The sequence below is a fragment of the Sinorhizobium sp. B11 genome, assembly GCA_039725955.1.
GTDB lineage: Bacteria > Pseudomonadota > Alphaproteobacteria > Rhizobiales > Rhizobiaceae > Rhizobium.
In genome coordinates this window covers 730059-750043 of sequence record CP091033.1, presented here as the reverse complement: position 1 = coordinate 750043, position 19985 = coordinate 730059, and the positions used below count along the sequence as shown (strand labels likewise).

13 protein-coding genes and 1 pseudogene are annotated in these 19985 nt (G+C 60.2%); 6 read left to right on the top strand and 8 right to left on the bottom strand.

Annotated elements, in window-relative coordinates:
- Positions 1-14: 14 nt before the first annotated feature.
- The 6 genes from LVY75_03455 to LVY75_03430 all read right to left on the bottom strand — a co-directional run bounded on the left by LVY75_03455 (position 15) and on the right by LVY75_03430 (position 6186).
- Positions 15-941 carry an ATP-binding cassette domain-containing protein gene (locus LVY75_03455; GenBank protein ID XAZ21027.1) on the bottom strand — a complete coding sequence of 309 codons (927 nt, stop codon included), beginning with the start codon at positions 939-941 and terminating at the stop codon, positions 15-17.
- A complete protein-coding gene (locus tag LVY75_03450; protein ID XAZ21026.1) occupies positions 938-1753 on the bottom strand; it encodes an ABC transporter ATP-binding protein in 816 nt (271 codons plus the stop codon). Before LVY75_03450 ends, LVY75_03455 begins: the two co-directional genes overlap by 4 nt.
- Positions 1750-2652, bottom strand: a complete 903-nt coding sequence (locus LVY75_03445) for an ABC transporter permease (GenBank protein ID XAZ21025.1) — start codon at positions 2650-2652, stop codon at positions 1750-1752. Before LVY75_03445 ends, LVY75_03450 begins: the two co-directional genes overlap by 4 nt.
- The gene (locus tag LVY75_03440; GenBank protein XAZ21024.1) at positions 2652-3632 is read right to left on the bottom strand and encodes an ABC transporter permease; all 981 of its coding nucleotides are present in this window, start codon (positions 3630-3632) and stop codon (positions 2652-2654) included. The genes LVY75_03445 and LVY75_03440 overlap by 1 nt, the downstream gene beginning before the upstream one ends.
- A 19-nt stretch (positions 3633-3651) precedes the next feature.
- Complete coding sequence (locus LVY75_03435) at positions 3652-5346, bottom strand: ABC transporter substrate-binding protein (protein ID XAZ21023.1); 1695 nt, start codon at positions 5344-5346, stop codon at positions 3652-3654.
- Between the two features lie 372 nt (positions 5347-5718).
- A complete protein-coding gene (locus LVY75_03430; protein ID XAZ21022.1) occupies positions 5719-6186 on the bottom strand; it encodes an Lrp/AsnC family transcriptional regulator in 468 nt (155 codons plus the stop codon).
- 132 nt (positions 6187-6318) lie between these two features.
- On the opposite strand from LVY75_03430, the gene LVY75_03425 reads away from it, so the two are divergent.
- Both LVY75_03425 and LVY75_03420 read left to right on the top strand, forming a co-directional pair.
- Entirely contained in the window at positions 6319-6735 is a 417-nt protein-coding gene (locus LVY75_03425) for a DUF2000 domain-containing protein (GenBank protein ID XAZ21021.1), read from the top strand.
- Between the two features lie 106 nt (positions 6736-6841).
- Complete coding sequence (locus LVY75_03420) at positions 6842-7471, top strand: glutathione S-transferase family protein (GenBank protein ID XAZ21020.1); 630 nt, start codon at positions 6842-6844, stop codon at positions 7469-7471.
- Positions 7472-7916: 445 nt separating this feature from the next.
- Here LVY75_03420 and LVY75_03415 read toward each other — a convergent pair whose 3' ends face one another.
- A complete protein-coding gene (locus LVY75_03415) occupies positions 7917-8105 on the bottom strand; it encodes a hypothetical protein (GenBank protein ID XAZ21019.1) in 189 nt (62 codons plus the stop codon).
- 301 nt (positions 8106-8406) lie between these two features.
- On the opposite strand from LVY75_03415, the gene LVY75_03410 reads away from it, so the two are divergent.
- The 4 genes and pseudogenes from LVY75_03410 to LVY75_03395 all read left to right on the top strand — a co-directional run bounded on the left by LVY75_03410 (position 8407) and on the right by LVY75_03395 (position 11034).
- A complete protein-coding gene (locus LVY75_03410; protein XAZ21310.1) occupies positions 8407-8901 on the top strand; it encodes a DUF4334 domain-containing protein in 495 nt (164 codons plus the stop codon).
- Entirely contained in the window at positions 8888-9274 is a 387-nt protein-coding gene (locus tag LVY75_03405; protein XAZ21018.1) for a cytochrome c family protein, read from the top strand. Before LVY75_03410 ends, LVY75_03405 begins: the two co-directional genes overlap by 14 nt.
- Before the next feature lie 151 nt (positions 9275-9425).
- A pseudogene (locus LVY75_03400) lies at positions 9426-9871 on the top strand (SRPBCC domain-containing protein).
- A gap of 104 nt (positions 9872-9975) precedes the next feature.
- Positions 9976-11034 (top strand): adenylate/guanylate cyclase domain-containing protein, encoded by a 1059-nt coding sequence (locus LVY75_03395; protein ID XAZ21017.1) that lies wholly within the window; start codon positions 9976-9978, stop codon positions 11032-11034.
- 63 nt (positions 11035-11097) lie between these two features.
- Here LVY75_03395 and LVY75_03390 read toward each other — a convergent pair whose 3' ends face one another.
- A complete protein-coding gene (locus LVY75_03390; GenBank protein ID XAZ21309.1) occupies positions 11098-19575 on the bottom strand; it encodes a protein ndvB in 8478 nt (2825 codons plus the stop codon).
- Between the last annotated feature and the right edge of the window lie 410 nt (positions 19576-19985).

Below are 19985 nucleotides of genomic sequence, written 5' to 3'. Positions count from 1 at the left end.
TGGCGTATGTCCTGTTAGCTTTGGGCGCCGAGTGCGCGCATGAAATGATTGGGGCCGATCTGTTCGATCACCGTGGATTCCGGACGGCTGAGCGAACGGACGCGCTCTGCCTGCTCGAGGAAGCGTGCACTGCCGCCGGTCACGAAAGGGCGTCCGCCATCGGGCACCGCCGATAGCAGGAGCTGGGTATAGGGATGGCGGGGTTTGGAGAGCACTGTTTCTGTATCACCCCATTCGACCATTTGACCGGCAAACATCACGACGATCTCTTCGGCCACATGCGCCGCCGTTGCGATGTCATGGGTAATATAGAGCATCGCCAGTTCGTTCTCCCTCTTCACCCGGGCAAGCAGATCGAGAATGTCCTTGCGGATGGAAACATCGAGCATCGACGTCGGCTCGTCTGCAACCAGCACGCTCGGCGCGACCGCAAGAGCCCGGGCAATGTTGACGCGTTGCCGCTGGCCGCCGGAAAGCTCATGCGGGAATTTCTGCTTCGACACGGCCGGGTCCAAACCGACGCTTGTCAGCAATTCCGTAATGCCATCCTCAAGAGCTATCCGCGACGTGTCCTGGCTATGAAGCTGCAGTGGCCGGGAAAGATGATGGCTGACCGTGAAGGCGGGATTGAGTGACGAGAACGGATCCTGGAAGACCATCTGAACGTCCTTGCGATAGAGACGTTCATCCCTCGCCGTCCCCTGCGCGGTCAGATCCTGCTCGCGAAAGAATAGCTTGCCGCCGGTCGGCCGGTCGAGACGCGCGATGATACGGGCACAGGTCGTCTTGCCACAGCCGGACTCGCCGACAAGCGCCAGCGCGCGGCCGGGATGGAGCGAGAAGGAAACGCCTTTCAGTGCATGCACCGGTCCGAATTGTCGCCTGATCTCTTCGATCCGTATGACGGGTGTGGCCGTGGACGGACTTGCCTCGGGCTTCATGCCAGTGCTCCTGAAAGATGGGGCGTGCTCGGAAGCTGGGGAATGGCGTTCCAGAGCTTGCGCGTATAATCATGCAACGGCGCCTGACTGACCTGGCTGACATCTCCGACCTCAACGAGTTCGCCCTTCAGCATGACGCCAATGCGCTGGCAGAGTTGCGCCATCAGATGCAGGTCATGGGTGATGAACAGCACCGAAAACCCGTAAGCTCGCTGCAGGTCGACGACCTGTTCGAGGATTTCGCGCTGCACGACGACATCGAGCGCCGTTGTCGGCTCGTCCATGATGATGAGCTCGGGCCTCAGCGCCAGGCAAATGGCGATGACAATGCGCTGTCGCATACCGCCCGAAAACTGATGCGGATAGTCGCTGATGCGCTGCGACGGTATGCCCACGAGCCGGAACATCTCCTCTCCGCGCGCCCGCGACTCCTGACGCGAGCAGCCGGTGTGCCTGTGAAGCACATCATGAAACTGCGCTTCGACCCGCATTAGCGGATTGAGTGAGTTCATCGCGCTCTGAAAGACCATACCGATGCGCTTCCAGCGGATCTTCTGCAGATCGCGCTCGGGCATCTTCAGAAGATCCTGCCCATCCATGCGGATGCTACCGCCGCTGATCCAGGCAGGGGCCTTGGACAGTCGCGTGATGGCATAGGCGATTGTGCTCTTGCCGCAGCCGGATTCGCCGGCAAGCCCGAAGATCTCGCCCTTGCCGATATTGAAGGAGACATCCTTGACGGCGCGGAACTCTCCCCTGTCGAGCAGGTAGTCGACATTGAGCTTTTCGATTTCCAGGAGATTGCTGGTCATCGGCGTGCCTCCAGTTCACGGTTGCGGGCACGGGTGAGCCGGAACCAGCGCGTCAGTGCCGGACCGGAGCGAAGCTGCGGATTGGCGATCTCGTCGAAGGCAAAGTTAAGCAGCGCAAGGCCGAGGCCGGTCAGCGCGATGCCGATGGCCGGCACGCCGACGTCCCACCACGCGCCGACCATGATCGCCGATGCATTCTGGGCATTATAGAGCATCGTGCCCCAGGAAACTTTCAGTGGATCGCCGAAGCCGAGATATTCGAGCGTCGTCTGTGCGACGATCGCGTAGATGATGCTGCCGACGAGGTTAATGCCGATCAGCGGCGTCAGGTTCGGCAGGATCTCGACGAAGATGATGCGCCATGCCGGTTCGCCGATCATTTTCGATGCGGTGACAAAATCGCGGTTGCGCAGCGCCATGGTCTGCGAGCGCGTCATGCGCGCGCCCCATGGCCAGGAGGTCAGCGCGATGATGGTCATGATCGTCATCGGCCCGACCGTGCCGGCAAAGGAGGCAAGCAGGATCAGAAGCGGCATGTTTGGTACGACCAGAACTGCGTTTGTCGCAAGGTCGAGCGCGGCGTCCGTCCTGCCTCCGGCGTAACCGGCGACGAGGCCGATCGCGGTGCCGATGACGGTGATGGCAATGCCCGTTGCAAAACCGACCGACAGCGAACTGCGGGCACCCCAGACGAACTGGCGATAGACGTCTCGGCCCATTTTCGTCGTGCCAAGCACATGCTCGATGGAAGGTGGCTGGTGCGAACGGCCGACACGTGCGCCCGGCTCGCCAGGGGCGATGACAGGGGCAAGCAATGCCATCAGCCAGAGTCCGACGACGATGATCAGACCGGCGACGGCCTTCTTCTGACGAACAATGGATCTGAGCGTGGCTCCCATTACACGGCATCCCGCAGCCTGGGGTCGATGAACCCGTAGATGATATCGACGAGGAAATTCGCGCCGAGCGTTGCGAGCGTCATCAGCAGGAGCTGGCCCTGGATGACCGGATAGTCGCGAGCGATGCTTGCGGTATAGAGCGTCAAGCCGAGTCCCGGATAGTTGAAGACGATTTCGGTGACGATCGAACCGCCGAAGACGGCGCCGAGCATAAGAGCGAGGTTCGTCAGGACCGGAAGCATGGCATTGCGCGCACCATAGCCGAACATCACGCTCAGATGGCTGAGGCCCTTTGCACGGCCCATTGTGACGTAATCCTCCCCGAGCACCGAGATCATCGACGAGCGCATGGTCGTCTGAAACTCCCCGATCAGGAACGGCGACAGCGTCAGCACCGGCATGATGGCGTGGATGAAGACGCTGCCGGCGAAAGTGAAGTTTAACCCCGGATCGAGGTTCGGATCATAGGCGTAGCCAACGGGCAGCCACCGCAGCGACACACCGAACATGAAGAGCGTCGTCAGACCCACGATGACAGGCGGCACCGAAATCATCACGACCGCGAGCGGGGAGATGATCGTGTCGAAACGTCCGCCGCGCCGCCAGGCGGAAATTGCACCCAGAACCACACCGACGCTGAGCGAAAAAATGATGGCGGTGACGACAAGGAAAATCGTCCAGATTGTCGAGCGGCTGAGGACCTGGACAACCGTCTGAGGGTAATATTTGACCGAGACGCCGAGATCGAAGGTTGCAAGTCCCTTCATATAGTCGACGAATTGCAGGAGCACCGGCTGATCGACTGCGCCGAAGCGTGCCTTGATCGCCTCGACGGCTGCAGGTGTCGCCCGCGGGCCGAGCTGCGCGACCATGGCATCGACGGGCGTCCCCGGCATAAGCCGGGGAAGTATGAAGTTCATCACGATGGCGAACGCCAGGGCGACTGCATAGACGCCAAGGCGCCGTCCGGAAACACGCATGTCCCTTGCCTCGCCGGTCTTATTGGACCGGCTTCAGGCGGAGCAGATGCATGAGGCGCATCCGGTTGTTATCGTGATCTTCCGGGTTCATGACCGGGTCTTTGTCGGTTACCCAGCCGGTAAAGCGCTTGCTGGAGAACTGATACCAGGTCGGACCATTGAAGACAGGCACGACGGGGAAATCTTCGGCCACCAGCAGCTGAATATCGTTGAAGATCTTCTTGTGATCATCATCGGACGTCGCCTTCAGATATTGATCGAAGAGCGCGTCGAGTTTCGGGTTGGAATAGCGCGAGGGAGCACCTGTGACGCGGCCGGCATAAGCCGTCGACAGGCTTTGGTAATAGCCGCGGAATGGAGTCGCCCCATCGGCACGCGAGTTCATGACGACCTCGAAACTACCGTCGAGAATCTGCTTGCGCCACTGTTCGTATTCCGGTGTCGTGACCGAAGCATTGATGCCGGCTGCGCGCAGGCCTTCGACGGCGATCTGCACGGCATCGATCCAGTCTGTCCAGCCATTGGGAACGATGATCGGGAAATTGATCGGCTTGCCGCTCGGCGTCGTACGAAAGCCGTCCGAACCCTTCTTGTAGCCTGCGTCGTCGAGGATCTTGCTGGCCTTCTCGGTATCAAAACCCATGAAGGCATCCTTGTCGCCTTCGGCAGCCTTGTTGCGCCAGCCTTCAAAGCGGGGCGGCAGGCCGGAGGCATGTTCGTTGACGACGGGATAGCCGAAGCCGGCAATGTCGACCATCGACTTGCGGTCCATGGCGAGGCTGAAGGCGTGACGGAAGTTCAGATCCTTGTAGGCTTCCAGATTGCCCTCGTCCTTGCTCTTGAAGTTCATCTGGAAGGCGACGGTTTCAGCCGGCGGCTGCCAGTAGCCGTTGTGATCGGCGTCGAGCGCCACGAAGGTCTTGTCGATCTCGGGGATGAAGGAGCCGATCCAATCCATATTGCCTTCCGGCAGGATCGCGAGCATCTGGTCGTTGCCGGAAATCTGCGGCAGTCGCAGGCAATCGACATGCAGCGAAGCGGCATCCCAGTAGTCCGGGTTGCGGCACTGTTCATAAACCTGCGGCGTGAACCGGCGCACTTCCGTCATCGGACCGGAACCGATCGGCTTCTCATTCTTGAAAGCAACCGGATCTGAAACATCCTTCCAGACATGTTGGGGAACGACGGCAAGATCGGCAAGCGATTCCGGGAAGTCGGAATTGACGGCCTTGAGCTTGATCGTCACCTCCGTCGGCGACGGCGCCTCGACGGATGCAACGGTCTCGCCGACACCAACCGTGTCGAGCGCGGCATTCTTCAGCATCAGATCGATTGTGTACTTGACGTCAGCTGAGGTCAGCGGCTGTCCATCAGACCATTTCGCGCCGGGCCGCAATTCATAGGTGATCGACATCATATCGTCGGAAAACTTGTAGCTTGTCGCCAAGCGCCAGACCGGCTTGCCGCCATCCTGCGCGTTGAAGATGACCAGCGGCTCATAGATGAAATCCATGGTGCTCTGCCGACGACCGGCAAGATCGAACGGATTGAAGTTTTGCACCCAGCTCGACTGCTCTTCGATATGCATCGTCAGCACGGATTCGGCAGCCGAAGCAGCCGATATACCAAAGGTCATCACCACCGTCAGGGCGGTGGCCGCGGCCCAGGCGGCGCGCGCAGAAACACTGCGGATTACGCTCTTATCCAGTCCCATTTTTTCGTTCCCTTAGTTGTTATTTTTTGATTCAATCAAATTGATTTAATCAAGCTAACGCAAGGTTTCCGATCCGGTCAATCGGGTGGAAACTAAAAATTTCGGCTTCCTGGAAACTGAATTCTTCTGTGCTGGTACACATCGCGGCAAACGGCTCAACAACTGTGGCACGGCCTGACAAATCAAATTGTCATACTTATTGTGCGTCGCGAAAAGTCTCGCGCAAGCGTCACCGATCATTCTGGATCTGTTGAAATGTGATTATTTGATCCAGCTATATTGAAGCCATGACGGCCCGCTTTTCAGTACCCTCTAGCCGTCCAGCACCCGCTGGACGGCTATTTCCACCGATCATCAATTCGGATCCGCTTCTTAAAATCCTACCGGAAAACCTTCGAACGGTTTGATTTCCTTAAGAACAAACGTGGTCTGCATTTCCTTGATGCGCGGCAGGCGGCGCACGACCGACATGGCGAAATCGGCATAGGAATCGAGATCAGCCGAGACGACCTGCAATAGAAAATCCGAATCTCCGGCAATGCTATAACAAGCGACGACTTCCTGTAGCCGTGCAACCTCGGCGGCAAAGGCGTCCGCCTCTGCCTCGTTATGACCATCTATCTTCACTCGGATGAAGGCAAGGACGCCGAGCCCGAGTTTGCGCCGGTTGAGATCGGCCTTGTAACCCCGGATCACACCTGTCTCTTCAAGCTGCCGCACCTTTCGCCAGCAAGGGGATGTGGACATGCCGACACGCTCGGACAATTCCTGATTTGTCAGGCGTCCCTCGGCCTGCAGGCTCGAAAGGATTTTCAGTTCAACCGGCTCAAATGTCGTCATGGGAAGCATCTACCTACAAATTGCACAAAGCAGGTCGATCCTACCAAGTTTCGGCCGAGGACGGCAATATCAGACAGGATTGTTCTGCTGCGATCACTTAGGCTGTCGCCATCGTAATCTCAGGTCTTTCAGATGCTCTCCGATATCCGCATTGCCATTGTCGTCGACCCCAAACTCCCGTCCGCTCTCATTGCAAATACAGTCAGCGCCATCGGCATTGGCGTAGGCGCCAAAATGCCGCTCCTTGGCGCCGAGAGGCTCAGCGACCGTGCTGGCAGGGCCACCGATATCGTCTCCAATCGACCGGTGCCGATCCTGCAGGCCGATGGCGAGACGATCCGACAGATCCTGTTGAAGGCGCTGAACCAGCCGGAAGAACACGCCATCGTACCGTTTCCTGGTTTTGCGCGCTCACTGCACGACTATACTGACTACCAGCGTCAGTTCCCGGACAGGGACTTGAGCGATGAGGAGATCGACGGACTGGGCCTTGCTGGACCGGCTAAATGGGTAAGGTCGCTGACCGGATCCCTGAAATTGCTGCGGTAAATTGCCGGGAATACACAAGTGCAGGCTTTGTTGTCGCCGCGACATGTTTGGTGGTGCAAAGCAAGATCTCATTCGATAACCAAGGCCCACTGGTTAGGAGTGGATCATGGGCGCCCTTCGAGTTCTTGGCAGGCAATCATCCATCAATGTTCGAAAGGTGCTGTGGACCTGCGAAGAGATCGGCATCGAGTATGTGCAGGAAGATTGGGGAACGGGATTTGCCTCGACCAGCGCACCGGAATTCCTTGCGCTTAATCCGAATGGTCTCGTGCCGGTCATCGATAGCGATGACGGCATCCTATGGGAGTCCAATACGATCTGCCGTTATCTTGCGTCCAGGTATGGCCGCGACGATCTCCTGCCACCCTCCCCATGGAGACGGGCGCTCGTCGAACGATGGATGGATTGGCAAGCAACGGAGCTCAACAGTGCCTGGCGCGGTGCATTCCAGGGCCTTGTGCGCAAGGACCTCGCCTATTCCGACCGCTCCGTCATTGCCGACAGTGCCGGGAACTGGAATCGCAGGATGGAAGTCCTGGAGAACACCCTCGCGACGACAGCACCTTTCGTAGCGGGAGACGAATTCACGCTGGCCGACATCCTGATCGGCCTTTCGGTCAACAGATGGTTTCACACGCCCATCGAACGACCCAGGTTACCGGCGGTTATAGCCTATTTCGAGCGCCTCAAGGCACGACCGTCCTTCCGCCGCGGCGGTTACGACATGTTCCCGTAGATATCGGGCATCCGACAACGCCGAGTGGCGTTGTCTCGCCTATTGTTGTTTGGGCGCAGGTGCCTGTTGGGGTGTGTCGCCCGGTCGAATGACCGGCATGTCCCCGGTCGGAGGGGCCGGTTCAACCATCCCGCGATCGCCCGTCGGCGGAGGCGTCAATACGCCTTTGCAGCGAGATATCTTGCTTTCCGATCCCCCATTCACCGTCTGCCGATCCGTCTCGACTGACGACGGGTTATCGGCCTGACATCCCGGTTGCTGTTCCTTGCTGCCGGCTTGGCTCATTGCAGCATGGGGAGCGGCGATGAAAAGCCCGACGGCAAGCCCAAACAAGAATGGCTTGCCGAAAAGGCGATGCATCGGGCGCCTGGCCGAGGGTATTTGCCGCAAAGTCCACATCGGTGTCACTTCCGGTTCCCCCAACCTGCGATGAGCTTCAGGCAAGTCATCGCTTTCCTTCGCGAACGCGAATGCCTGGCTTGCCAATCGGCATCAGGCGGGGATCGTTGATGCCCGGCCTTATGGCATCTTGCTCGCCCGACCCCTTGATAGGCGGGCCGCGCCCGACCTTGTTTTCCGGGGCGCCTGGAGGTGTTTCCAAATGTTCGCGATGTTGCTTGTCGAGTTTGGTCATAATCGGCCTCATTGCATCCGATCAATCGTGTGTCTGGCTAGGTATCCCGCGGCAGTTTTTTCGCGCATAAGCGCGGATTGGTATCGCCAACGCCAGGGCGAAAAAGCCACAATGAACACCCATTTTGCCGGACACCGTCTTGCGATTGACGCTCTTTATATTCAGTCCAACCAGCACGAACTTCGAAAGTTCCGGACAGAGAGAGGATTCGGCCCTCGGAATCTCCGCACACAAGCGCTACGTCGTTTCTGGTGTGACCATAGAAAAAGGTGAAGCCGTGCAAGTGGACCTGCAGAAAGACATGACGGATTGGTTCCGGTCGCTCGAGCCTGTCGATCCGCTTGAGATGACCGGGCTTTGGAGAGGCGCCGGCATTCCGTCGGGGCATCCACTGGACGGCGTTCTCGAGAATTTGCGATGGTTCGGCAAGCGCTTTCACCCCGACAGGCGAGCGGACGCCCTGCTCTTTCAGTGGCTTCCCGGGAGGCTTGTGGCCGTTGATCCACGCTTCGTTCCTCTCGGGCTTGCAATCAGGCTTGCGCCGTTGGGACGGACGTCCCTTGCCCGAAGCCTGTTTTCGCTTCTGCACAAGGCGTTCCGCGCGCGGGGCACGACAGCAGCCCTGGAAGTTCGGGCATTCGAGCACGTCGCAAGCGCTGCAATGGTTTACGACAGGCAACCGATCGTCGACCATTTCAGACGGGTGAACGATAACACGCTGGCTGGGATGATGTGCGTGCGCGACGACGAAAGGCGGTTCTTCTTCAAACTCACCAGGATCGATGCGCAGGCCTAGAACGACGTTGAAAACAATCGCATTGGCAATTACGGCAGCTTCAGTTGCGAGCAATAGTTTCGCGGCTGATGCAGATCGTGGTGCGAGAATTTTTCGGGCCTGTTCTTCGTGCCACATTGTCGATGACACCAGAAGTACATTTGGCCCCTCACTGAAGGGTGTCGTGGGAAGGCGGGCAGCTGGCCTAGACGACTACGCCTACTCCCCTGCCTTGAAGAAAGCCGGCGAAGAGGGGCTCGTGTGGAACGAGCATGAACTTGCCGAATTTTTGGCAGCGCCGAACAGAAAAGTCCCGGGAACAAAGATGCGCTTCTGGGGATTGTGGAGCTTCGAAGTCGACGATCTTATCGCCTTTCTAAAGGCAAATCCGTAGTTCCCCCCGTCATCTGCATAGGCCTGACGGCAACCACAATTCTCAAGACGATCACTCACGACGCCCTTGCTGGGAGAGATCTTCCCCCTAAAATAATTGAGGACACCGCGTCGTGGCCTCAATCGGCGCAGACCAATTTAGGGAGAAAACGATGCAGGAAGCTCTCGTTGTTCGCCGCGAAACGCATCTTTCTGCGCCGCCTGCGGCAGTGTTCGCCCTGCTGACGGATCCGGAAAAGATCCTCCGCTGGATGGGAACAGAGGCGGATATCGAGCCCAGCCCGGGGGGCTTTATCTCGTCAACGTGACAGGTGCGCGTTTCGCGCGCGGATCGTTCCGTGAAGTGGTGCCGGTCCACCGCCTGGCCTACAGCTTCGGCTGGGATGGCAGCGACGTGGTGCCGCCGGGATCGAGCCTCGTCGAGATCGATCTGATCGAGCAGCCTGATGGAACGCTCTTGCGTCTGACGCATACCGGCTTGCCCAATGTCGAGCAATGCGCCGGCCATGCCGAAGGCTGGGCCCACTACCTTGGCCGCCTGGAAGCAGTGACGGCGGGACGCGACCCGGGACCGGATATCTTTCACGGCAGGAAGTGACCAAGCTTATCATTTGAAAGGGAAGCCAGGTTCACGAAGAAAGCGCGTCCGACTGTCGCAGTCGTCTGGCTGACATCAGGCGGGCGCTATGGCATGATCGAGGAATGGATTTGCCCGCCCACCTCGCCTGGCTGGTCGATGAGGCCAGTACCTCGTCCAGCCCCGAACAATTCATAGCCGAGCTTGGCCGCCAGTTGCTTGCCGACGGTCTGCCACTTGCGGGCGGGGCTCTCACTCTTTCCATTCCGCATCCGATCATTGCGCGTCGGACCTGGTTGTGGAGGGCTGAAACCGGCGCCGTCATCGAGGCACTCGATTTTGCCGGCAGCTCGCTCAACAAGGCTGCGGGCGACTGGCTTGCCGGACTTGGACCAATATACGAAGGAAAGATCGGCCGAGGCTCTGACAATCCGATATTGGGCTGGGCCGGATCCCGCTCGTTCACCCCGTCCGAGACAGAGCGGCTGGACGAAGCCGCGCGTTTTGCAGCGGCACCCTTAGCGGCACTAACCGCCCGTACAGCGCTGACAACCCTTCTTGAAGCTTATCTCGGCAAACGCAGTGCCGCACAGGTACAGGCCGGGGCGCTCGGCCGCAACAATGGTGAAACCATTCGCGCCGCTTTGCTCTGTGCTGACCTCCGCGATTTCACGGCGCTCTCGGAAGCGACCGACCCCTCCCTCATGATCGCCACCCTTGACGCGTGGTTCGATCGTATTGCGGGTGCAGTGCATGCTTTCGGGGGCGAGGTGCTGAAGTTCATCGGGGACGGCGTTCTGGCGATCTTTCCCGTTACCGGAACGCCCGCTGAGGCCTGCGAAGCGTCTCTGCGTGCTGTCGCTGCCGCCCGTGCAGGCATGGTCCATCTCGACGCCACACGGCAAGCACAGGGCCTGGTCCCATTGCCCTTCGGCGTGGCGCTGCATTTCGGCGAAATGCTCTGGGGCAATATCGGTGCTGCCGACCGGCTGGATTTCACGGCCATCGGCCCCGCGGTCAATCTGGTCAGCCGGCTGGAAGGGCTCTGCAAGTCCCTTGGTCATCGTGTGCTGATATCAGGTGCGCTGGCAGCAGAGACGACAACGCAGCTGGTTCCACTGGGTGAACACCGATTGCGCGGCATCGCCGATCCCTGCACCGTCTTCACCCTGCCGACGGATTGAACGAGACTGGTCGGGACAATCGCCGGGGCAGTGACACCAGTCAGACTGCCCCGGCAACGAGTTTTACTTGGCCGCCAGCAGATATCCTTCGTTCAGATCATCAACTGCCGCGCCGTTGATGGTCACGGAGCAGCGATCCGAGTCCACCTTCGAAACGGAAACCTGATATTTCCCGCTCGGCAGATCGAGTTCGGCGGAGAAGCCGTCCCATCCGGCCGGCAGGACCGGCCTGACGTGCAGTCGGCCATTCTCCGAGCGGATGCCGAGGATGCCCTCGACGGCCACACGGTAGAGCCAGCCGGCCGAACCCGTGTACCAGCTCCAGCCGCCACGTCCCTTGAGAGCACCTTCGCCATAGACGTCGCCGGCGATCACATAGGGCTCGATGCGATAGACGTCTGCAGACGATTTATCGAGCGAATGATTGATCGGATTCAGCATCTCGAAAGCGCGCCAGGCGTCTTCGGCCCGCCCCATGCGGGCGAGAGCGAGCACGGCCCAGGTGGCGGCATGGGTGTACTGGCCACCGTTTTCGCGAACACCGGGCGGATAGGCCCTGATCACGCCGGGATCGTTGACCGGCTTGACGAAAGGCGGCGTCAGCAGGCGGATGAACTTGCCCTCCTCATCGACGAGCTTGTCGAGGACGGCCTTCATCGCCATGCCGCTGCGTTCCGGATTGCCCTCGCCTGACAGCACGCTCCAGGACTGGGCGATCGAATCGATCTTGTCCTCTTCGGATTGGCTGGAGCCGAGCGGCGCGCCGTTGTCGTAATAGCCACGGCGGTAATATTCGCCGTCCCAGCCCGCCGTTTCGATCGCGCTCTTGAGCTTCTCCAGATGTGCGGTCCAGTGGCTGACACGCTGCGTGTCGCCACGAGCTTCGGCATAGGCAATGAAGCGGCGCAGGGCACCGGCCAGGAACCATCCAAGCCAGACGCTTTCGCCACGGCCGGCCATGCCCACCCGGTCCATCTTGTCACACCAGTCGCCGCTCATCATCAGCGGCAAGCCGTTGACGCCGGTGCGTTTGATCGCAAGATCCAGCCCGAGGGCCGCATGCTCGTAGAGCGATGCGGTATTGTCGGAAACACGCGGCTGGATGAAAGCATCGTACTGACCGGGGCTGAGCTGCGCGCCCTCGACGAAGGGCAGCATCTCGTCCATGATCGCGCCGTCGCCTGTCGCCGTGCAATACTGATCGACGGCATAGGCAAGCCAGACCGGATCGTCGGAGATGTTCGTGCGAACGCCGGCGCCGCTGTCTGCCAGCCACCAATGCTGGAAGTCGCCTTCCGGAAACTGGCGCCGGCCGGTGTTGAGGATCTGCTTTCGGGCGATTTCCGGCGAATGCAGAAGGAAGGCCAGCGAATCCTGCAACTGGTCGCGCAGGTTCCAGGCACCGCTCGACTGATAGAAGGCGGTGCGCGCCATGATACGGCAGCCGTAGGTCTGATAGGGCAGCCAGCTGTTGACCATGAAGTCGAGACGCTGATCCGGTGTCGAAACACGCGTCTTGCCGGTAAAGTTCTTCCAGAAATCGCGGGTCTGACCGAGAACCTCTTCGAAGCCGACGGTGCGGATCTCGGCGATCAGAGCGGCGGCTTCCTCCTGCGAGGCGGCATCGCCCATATAGAAGCAGATGTCGCGCACTTCGCCAGGCCCGATCGTCAGATCGAAGGCCATGGCGGCTGCCGGATCACCATCGAGATCCAAAGCGTTGGAGAGACGCGAGCCCGCAGAAACGGTGCGCGGCTGCTGGATCGTCCCGTGACGGCCGATGAACTCGCGGCGGCTGGTGGAAACGCTCGACGGCGTTTCGCTTGCCGCAAATGCGGCGACACGCGTGCCGAAGTTCACGCTGAACGGATTATTCGCAAAGACCGCCCCACTCGCACTGTCGAAGTTCGAGATGATGAAGGGCTTGCTCTTCGTCGGGTTGTTGCCGAGGATCCATTCGGCATAACCATAGAGACGCAGTTTGCGCGTCTCACCCGCTTCGTTGCGGATGCGCAACTGCGTCAGCTTGACCGACTTCTGCATATGCAGGGTCTGCGTAACCTCCAGGGCGATTTCGTCCTGAACCGTCGAGAACACCGAGTAGCCGAGGCCATGGCGGGCCTCGAAGCGCGTGTCGGAACGCTGCGCCAGCGACGCATAGGGCACGATGACCGAACCGCGGTCGAGATCCTTCAGGTAGAAGGCCTCGCCCGGCCGGTTGGTGACCATGTCGTTGGTCCAGGGTGTCAGCTGATGGTCGCGCGAGTTCTGGCTCCAGGTGAAGGCGGCGCCTTCGGCCGAGACATGGAAGCCGAAACTGTCATTGGCCATGATGTTGACCCACGGATGCGGCGTCTGTTCGCCGCCCGAGAGGCGCACGACATATTCGCTGCCATCGGCCGCAAAGCCGCCGTAGCCGTTCCAGAAGGCGAGATCGCTGCCATCGGCCGAGGTCGCATCGCCTGCGTTGCGAACCATCCTCGGAACGAGGGTGGAATCGCCCCACTGGCCGAGCAGCGCCGGGGAGCCGGCAACGGAGCGGGCCTTCTGCACCTGGTCGATCAGGCTGCCGTCGCGGCCGCGCCACACGACACGCGAGGCGGCAATGATGGCATCATAGGCTTCCGGCGTCGTCAGATCCTTGCGCAACACGTAGATGTTGCGCTGGATGCCGGCAATCTCGCTGGCGTGACGCGCGGCGTCACAAAGCTGGTCGATCGTGCGCTGCATCTCGCCAGCCGCCTCACCGGCGCGCTCATTGAAGATAACGAGATCGACCTCTACGCCGCGGGCCTGCAGGAGGCCCTGGGCGCGCAGCAGTTCCTTGACAAGATCGGTGCCGAGCTCATCAGTGATGCGCAGCGTCATCAGTGGTGCGTCGCCGGAGAGCGTTGCGCCCCAGAGCACGGACTGCGACTTGAGGCCCTCCCGAACCAGCTTGCTGTCGGCGCGCAGCGCCATGTCGGGATAGATTATGTAGCGGGCGAACCGCTGATAGGCGGCCGCTTCCTTCGAGTTGACGCCGATCTGGCGCAACTGGCTCTGCGTTCTTGTCCAGGCCTGGACGAGGCCCTGGGCAAAGCTCTCCGGCTGGCGATAATGCTCGAGCGCCGCTTCGAGTTCGGCGCGTTCGCCGGCCGCAACGGTCCAGAAGGTCACGCTGACCTTTTCGCCGGCCGGCACGCGAAGCGTACGGCGCAGCGACACGCAGGCGTCCATGGTGAAACCGTCCGTGCCTGACAGCTTGGCATCGGCATCGAAAGCCGCAGCTTCGGTCAGGGTACGGCCGCGACCGAGGAAGCGCATGCGATCAGTCTCGCATTGCGTCGGGCCGCTTCCGCCTGACGTATCAACGATAAGCTGCGCGATGGCGACATCCGGATCCGTCAGGCCACGCCTCTGGCGCTCGACGACGATCGCGTCGCCGGCCGCGGCGATTTCGGTCTTCAGGAACATGCGGGCAAAGACCGGGTGGCCCGTATCGACGATATCGAGTGTCGCGACCGGCTCCATATAGGAGGTCACCTCGATCATGCGATCTTCCGTGCCGGTATTGGTGATCGTCAGACGGCGGCCTTCCGCATCGTGATCGCTCGCGACGAAGACCTCCATCTCGCTGGTCAGTTCACCGACGGTCTTGACGAATTCGGCCTTGTCGTCGCTGAAGCTGACGCGCACGTGCTCGTTGGCAATCGAGCGTGGCTCGGCGGTCGCGGACCACCACTCGTTCGATGCGGTGTCCCGCAGGAAGATGAAGGAACCCCAGCGATCCTCGGTCGGATCGGCCCGCCAGCGGTTGACGGAGAGGTTCTTCCAGCGGCTATAGCCGGATCCTGTCGCCGTCAGCATGGTCGAATAGCGACCGTTGGAGAGCAGCAGCAATTCGCGTTCGCGCGATGCCGGGTCTTCCAGGCGGCGCACTTCCGGGCGCATGAGATCGCCCTGGATGGTGGCAGGCGCATCGGTTTCGTGCTTGGCCGCCATGACGGGGATGTCGCGCGGTGCCTTTTCCTGCAGTAGCAGCTCGGCTGCTTCGATGACCGGATCGGCGTGGAAGAGTTCGCGCAGCATGCCGTCGAAGGCGACGTTGGCAACGGCCGCAATCGACATGCCGTGATGGTGCGCATAGTAGTTGTAGACCACAGCGCACTGCTTGCCCTCAGGCACACGGTTCGGCGTGAAATCCACGGCATCATGGAAACCATACATGCCGAGCGCGCCGACGGCCCGCAGCCTGTTGAGGTTTTCGAGTGCTGCGACCGGATTGTACTGGCTCGCCAGCAGCGAAGCGTAAGGGGCGATGACGGCATTCTGGCCGAGACCGCGCTTCAGACCGAGCGTCGGCACGCCAAAATTGCTGTACTGATAGTTCATCTGGTGGTCGCGAGCATTGAAGGCCGCTTCCGAGATGCCCCAGGGGGTGCCGAGCTTGCGGGCGTAATTCATCTGTTCGAGAACGATCAGATTGTTGGTCTGGTTGAGAATACCACCGCTGCGCTCCTGCATGACGAGCGGCGGCATCAGATATTCGAACATCGAGCCGGACCAGGAAACGAGCGCCCCGCGCGGGCCGACAGGCACGACGTGACGGCCGAGCTTGTACCAGTGCTCCGTCGGAAGATCGCCCTTGGCGACGGAAAACAGGCTGGTCAGGCGCGCTTCCGAAGCAAGAAGGTCGTAGCAGGCCGCATCGACTTCTTCCGTCTCCACGCGGAAGCCGATCGACAGGAGCCGACGCTCGGGGCGATAGAGGAAGCTGAAATCCATGTCGAAGGCGATTTCGCGGGCACGGTTGCCGACGCGCGTCAGCCTTTCGCTGATGGCATCCACCTGCGAAGGATCGAAGGCTTTATCTACCTGATGAAGCTCGCAGGTTGCCACGAGCTTCTCGGCCCAATGAACAACCTCGTCACTCTGCGCCGTCTTGACCTCCCGGTCGAGGCTGCCGGCGAGTTCGCGAATTTCCCGCGCCTGTCCGGCGAACCGCTCGATCAGGCCCGAAGAGAACTCCTTCTCGCGTTTGCCGGTGGCAACCGCAGCTTCGAGGTCGGCGATCCGGCCATCCAGACGATCGTGAAGGGATCGGACAGACCTGTCTGCTTCCCGAAGCTCGTTCAGCACCTCGCGAAGAATGGCCGCGACATCGCCGATGCCATCAAGGTCAGTGTGAATATGGGCAAGCGGCGACTGCGCCCAGATGCGGCAAGCTGACGATACCGCAATCAGATGACCGGCAAAATTGCCGCTGTCGACCGATGACACATAGCGCCGGCCAAGCGGCTTTAGGGTGTCTGTATGATACCAGTTGAAGAGATGACCGCGATACTTCTCGAGCCGGTCGACGGTTTCGATCGTCTGCTCGATACGCTTGACCGCGTCTTCGAAGGAAATCCAGCCGAAACGGCGCGCCGAAATCACCGACAACAGGTAGACGCCGATATTGGTCGGCGACGTGCGCATGGCCACGACGGCATGCGGCGTCTGCTGGACATTGTCCGGAGGCAGGTAATGCTGGCCGGGAACCACGAAGTGGTCGAAATAGCGCCAGGTACGCCTTGCGATCTTGCGCAATTCGTTGCGGACAGTCTCCGGCACATCGAGCCGGTCTTCGGTTTCCGCCGTCTGGCTGACCGTCCAGGCGATAGCCGGCGAGAGCGCCCACAGAATGACGAAGGGAAGACCGACCATCCAGGCGCTGTCGCCGGAGGAAATGACGAAAAGCAATGCCAGGATGGCAAGCACCGGAGCCCGCCACATGACCTTGTAGTGGCCGAGGATGGTCGTCTGCGCCATGGCCTGGGCGCTCGCGGCCGTACGCCACTGCAGCATCAGCTTGCGGCTGACGAACAGTCGATAGAGCGAGCGGATGATTGCGTCGGCCATCACGCAGGCAATGTCGGCGATGAAGACGATGCGCATCGCCACCTGGGCGTTGGCATTCTCGATGTCTTTCCAGACCGTATGCAGGTGCGCCTGAAGGATGATGTCGCTGGTGCGAGGGATGATACCATTGATCAGCGACAGGGTCGGCGCAACGAACAGGCTGAAGATCAGCAGGATCTGCCAGATGAGCGCACCAAGCGGGTCCATCCAGTACCAGCCGAGAACCGATGCCAGGAACCAGGCGATCGGGGTCAGCGAGCGGCGAAGATTGTCGAACATCTTCCAGCAGCCGAGCGCAGTCACGCCACGGCGATCATCGAAGATATAGGGAAGAAGTTGCCAGTCGCCGCGGGCCCAGCGGTGCTGGCGCGAGACTTCCACCTCATAACGGATCGGAAAATCCTCGACCAGTTCGCAGTCCGTCACAAGTGCGCAGCGCGCCATCGAACCTTCGAGCAGGTCGTGGCTCAGAACGGAGTTTTCCTTGATCCGGCCCTTCAGCGACGCCTCGAAAGCATCGACGTGATAGAGCCCCTTGCCGGTAAACGTGCCTTCGCCGGTAATGTCCTGATAAACGTCAGAGACGGCAAAGACGTAAGGGTCGAGACCGCGATTGACCGAGAAGACGCGCTGGAAGGTCGATGCATCCTTGCCTGTCGTCAGCGACGGCGTCACGCGGGGCTGGAGCACGCCGTAACCATCAACGACACGCTGTTTCTTTTCGTCGAAGACAGGGCGGTTGATCGGATGATGCAGCTTGCCGACAAGCTTGGTCACCGTGTCGCGGACGACACGCGTGTCGCTGTCGAGCGTCATCACATATTTCACGTCCTGCGGCACGACATCGGCGCCCGGCAGGAAACTCGTATTCGGCTCGCCACGCAGCAGCATATTCAGTTCGTGCAGCTTGCCGCGCTTGCGCTCCCAGCCCATCCAGGCGCCTTCGGCGGGATTATATTGGCGGCGGCGATGCAGGAGGTAGAAGCGCTGCTTGCCGTCTTCGGCGTAACGTGCCTCCAAATTGGCAATCTTGCTCAACGCATAGTCGAGCACTTCCAGATCGCGGGCGTTCTGTTCTTCCTGTGCATCCGGCCAGTCGCTCAAAAGCGCGTAGTAGATCTCACCGCGCGCATTGGCGAGGTAATGAACTTCGAGGTTACGAACGAGTTCATCGACATGTTCGCGCTTGCCGATCAGGCAGGGAATCGTGACGAGCGTGCGGGCTTCCGCCGGCAGGCCCTTCTTGAATTCGTAGCCGACGAGGCGGTCGGGCGTGATGAAGAAGGTGGCGAAGAAGTTGAAGAGGCCGGTCGCTCCCTCGGAAGCCGGAAGCGCAAACATCAGCAGCAGCACGATCGTCGCAAAAAGCGGCATGCCGGCGTCAACGAAAATGGCATCGGTGATGACCAGTGCCAGCAGCGTCAGCAGCAGAACCGGTACGGCGATCGCCAGCCAGTTCAGCTTGCGGATCACGCGCATGAAGCGCAAGCCGAGCGGTGGCCGGAAGCCGATCTCGGTTTCGAGCGCCGGACGTCCATTGCCGACGAAATAATAGCCGACATTGCCGGCTGAAGCCGAAAGATCCTGGCTGTCGGCCTTCGCGCGGTCGGCCAGGCGCACGGCCGCCTCGGCGATATCCATTTCCGTCTTGTCGGAGCGCTTTGCGAGCTTTTCGATCTGGCGGCGATAGCTGTTGCGGGAACCGGAATCGAGCTCGGCATAATCCGTCTGCTGCCAAAGCAGCTTGTCGATGGTGCTGACCTCTTCGACCCATTCGGACCAGTCGGTATCGTTGATCTCGCGCAGGCTCTTGATGATACTGCCCATCAGAGCATTGGCCGCGCCAAGACGAGTCTGTTCCGCCGACATGACGGCTTCGGCGTCGGTCCCCTTTGCGGCAAGCTTGCTCTCAAGCCAGCTCAGCGCGGATTCGGTCGGCTCGAGCGCATTGCGCAGGCGATAATGCAGCTGCGTGACGAAGGTCGTATCGTCGAGGCTGGCAGCCAGCGTCTCCAGATGATCGGCCGCGCCTGCGTCGCCGAGCGCGATCGCCTGGGTCGCCGCGGCATTGGCGCTTGCCCGCATCAGGCGGCTCTTGTCGATATGAGACGCGACGCGGCGAAGGTTGTCGATCAGCACATAACGGACGAGCGACGGTAGCGCCCAGAGCTCGCCGATGCGCAGCGTTTCCTTATCTTGGAACCCTTCTGTGACGGCTGCCATGCCGGCATTGCTGATATTGCTGTGAGCATGCGCCATGTAGAGCCAGGCAAGCGCCAGCGTGCGCGGCACTTCCGTCCCGTCGAGCGTGATCTTGCGCAGCTCGCGATAGAACTTCTTCGGAAAGTCGCGACGGACTTCCTGGATCGCCTCTTCGACGATGTAGTGATTGTCGAGCAGCCATTCGGTGGCGGGCGTAATGCTCTCGCCGGCATCGACGTCAGCGGCAGCGGCGCGGTAGACCCTCAGGATCTCGGCCTCATTCTCCCGGTGGCGCTGGAAGAAATCAAAATTCTTGAAATTCGTTACATCAAGGGCGCGGCTTTCCGCAAACTGCGCAGCCCTGGCCCTCAACTGGTCGTTCGACAGGAGCGGCGCGCGAATGCCGAAATCAGGATCCGCGGACGATGCTTGAACATGCACGCTCGTAGCACCCATAACATTTTGAGAGGTCATAGTGTTTTCTCTTCTACTGGGTTCGTGTCCAACGAATGCATTCTTGCGGAACTGGATGCGAGCAGGAGCACGAGCGTTTCGAATTAGGCATCTTCATCGCTTTTGAAAGGGAGTTTACATTCAAACTGGGATTGTTCGAAATGGCGGATAGCGGTCAATAGCGACCACAAAATGAACAGGCGATTAATCGGGTTGCTCGCTGGATAAAATGGCCTCGCCAGGGATCGGCAACCTGCCGAAAAGGCGAACTCCTCGCCTGACAAGCGGCCGCCATCTCCGTCCAATTTATGGTGTCAAGACGGTCTTTATAATGAAAGCGACCAGGCGAAGCCTAAGCTGGCTTCGCCTGGTCGCGAATCTGGAGGTGCTGGAATAGACGGCTGAACAGATAG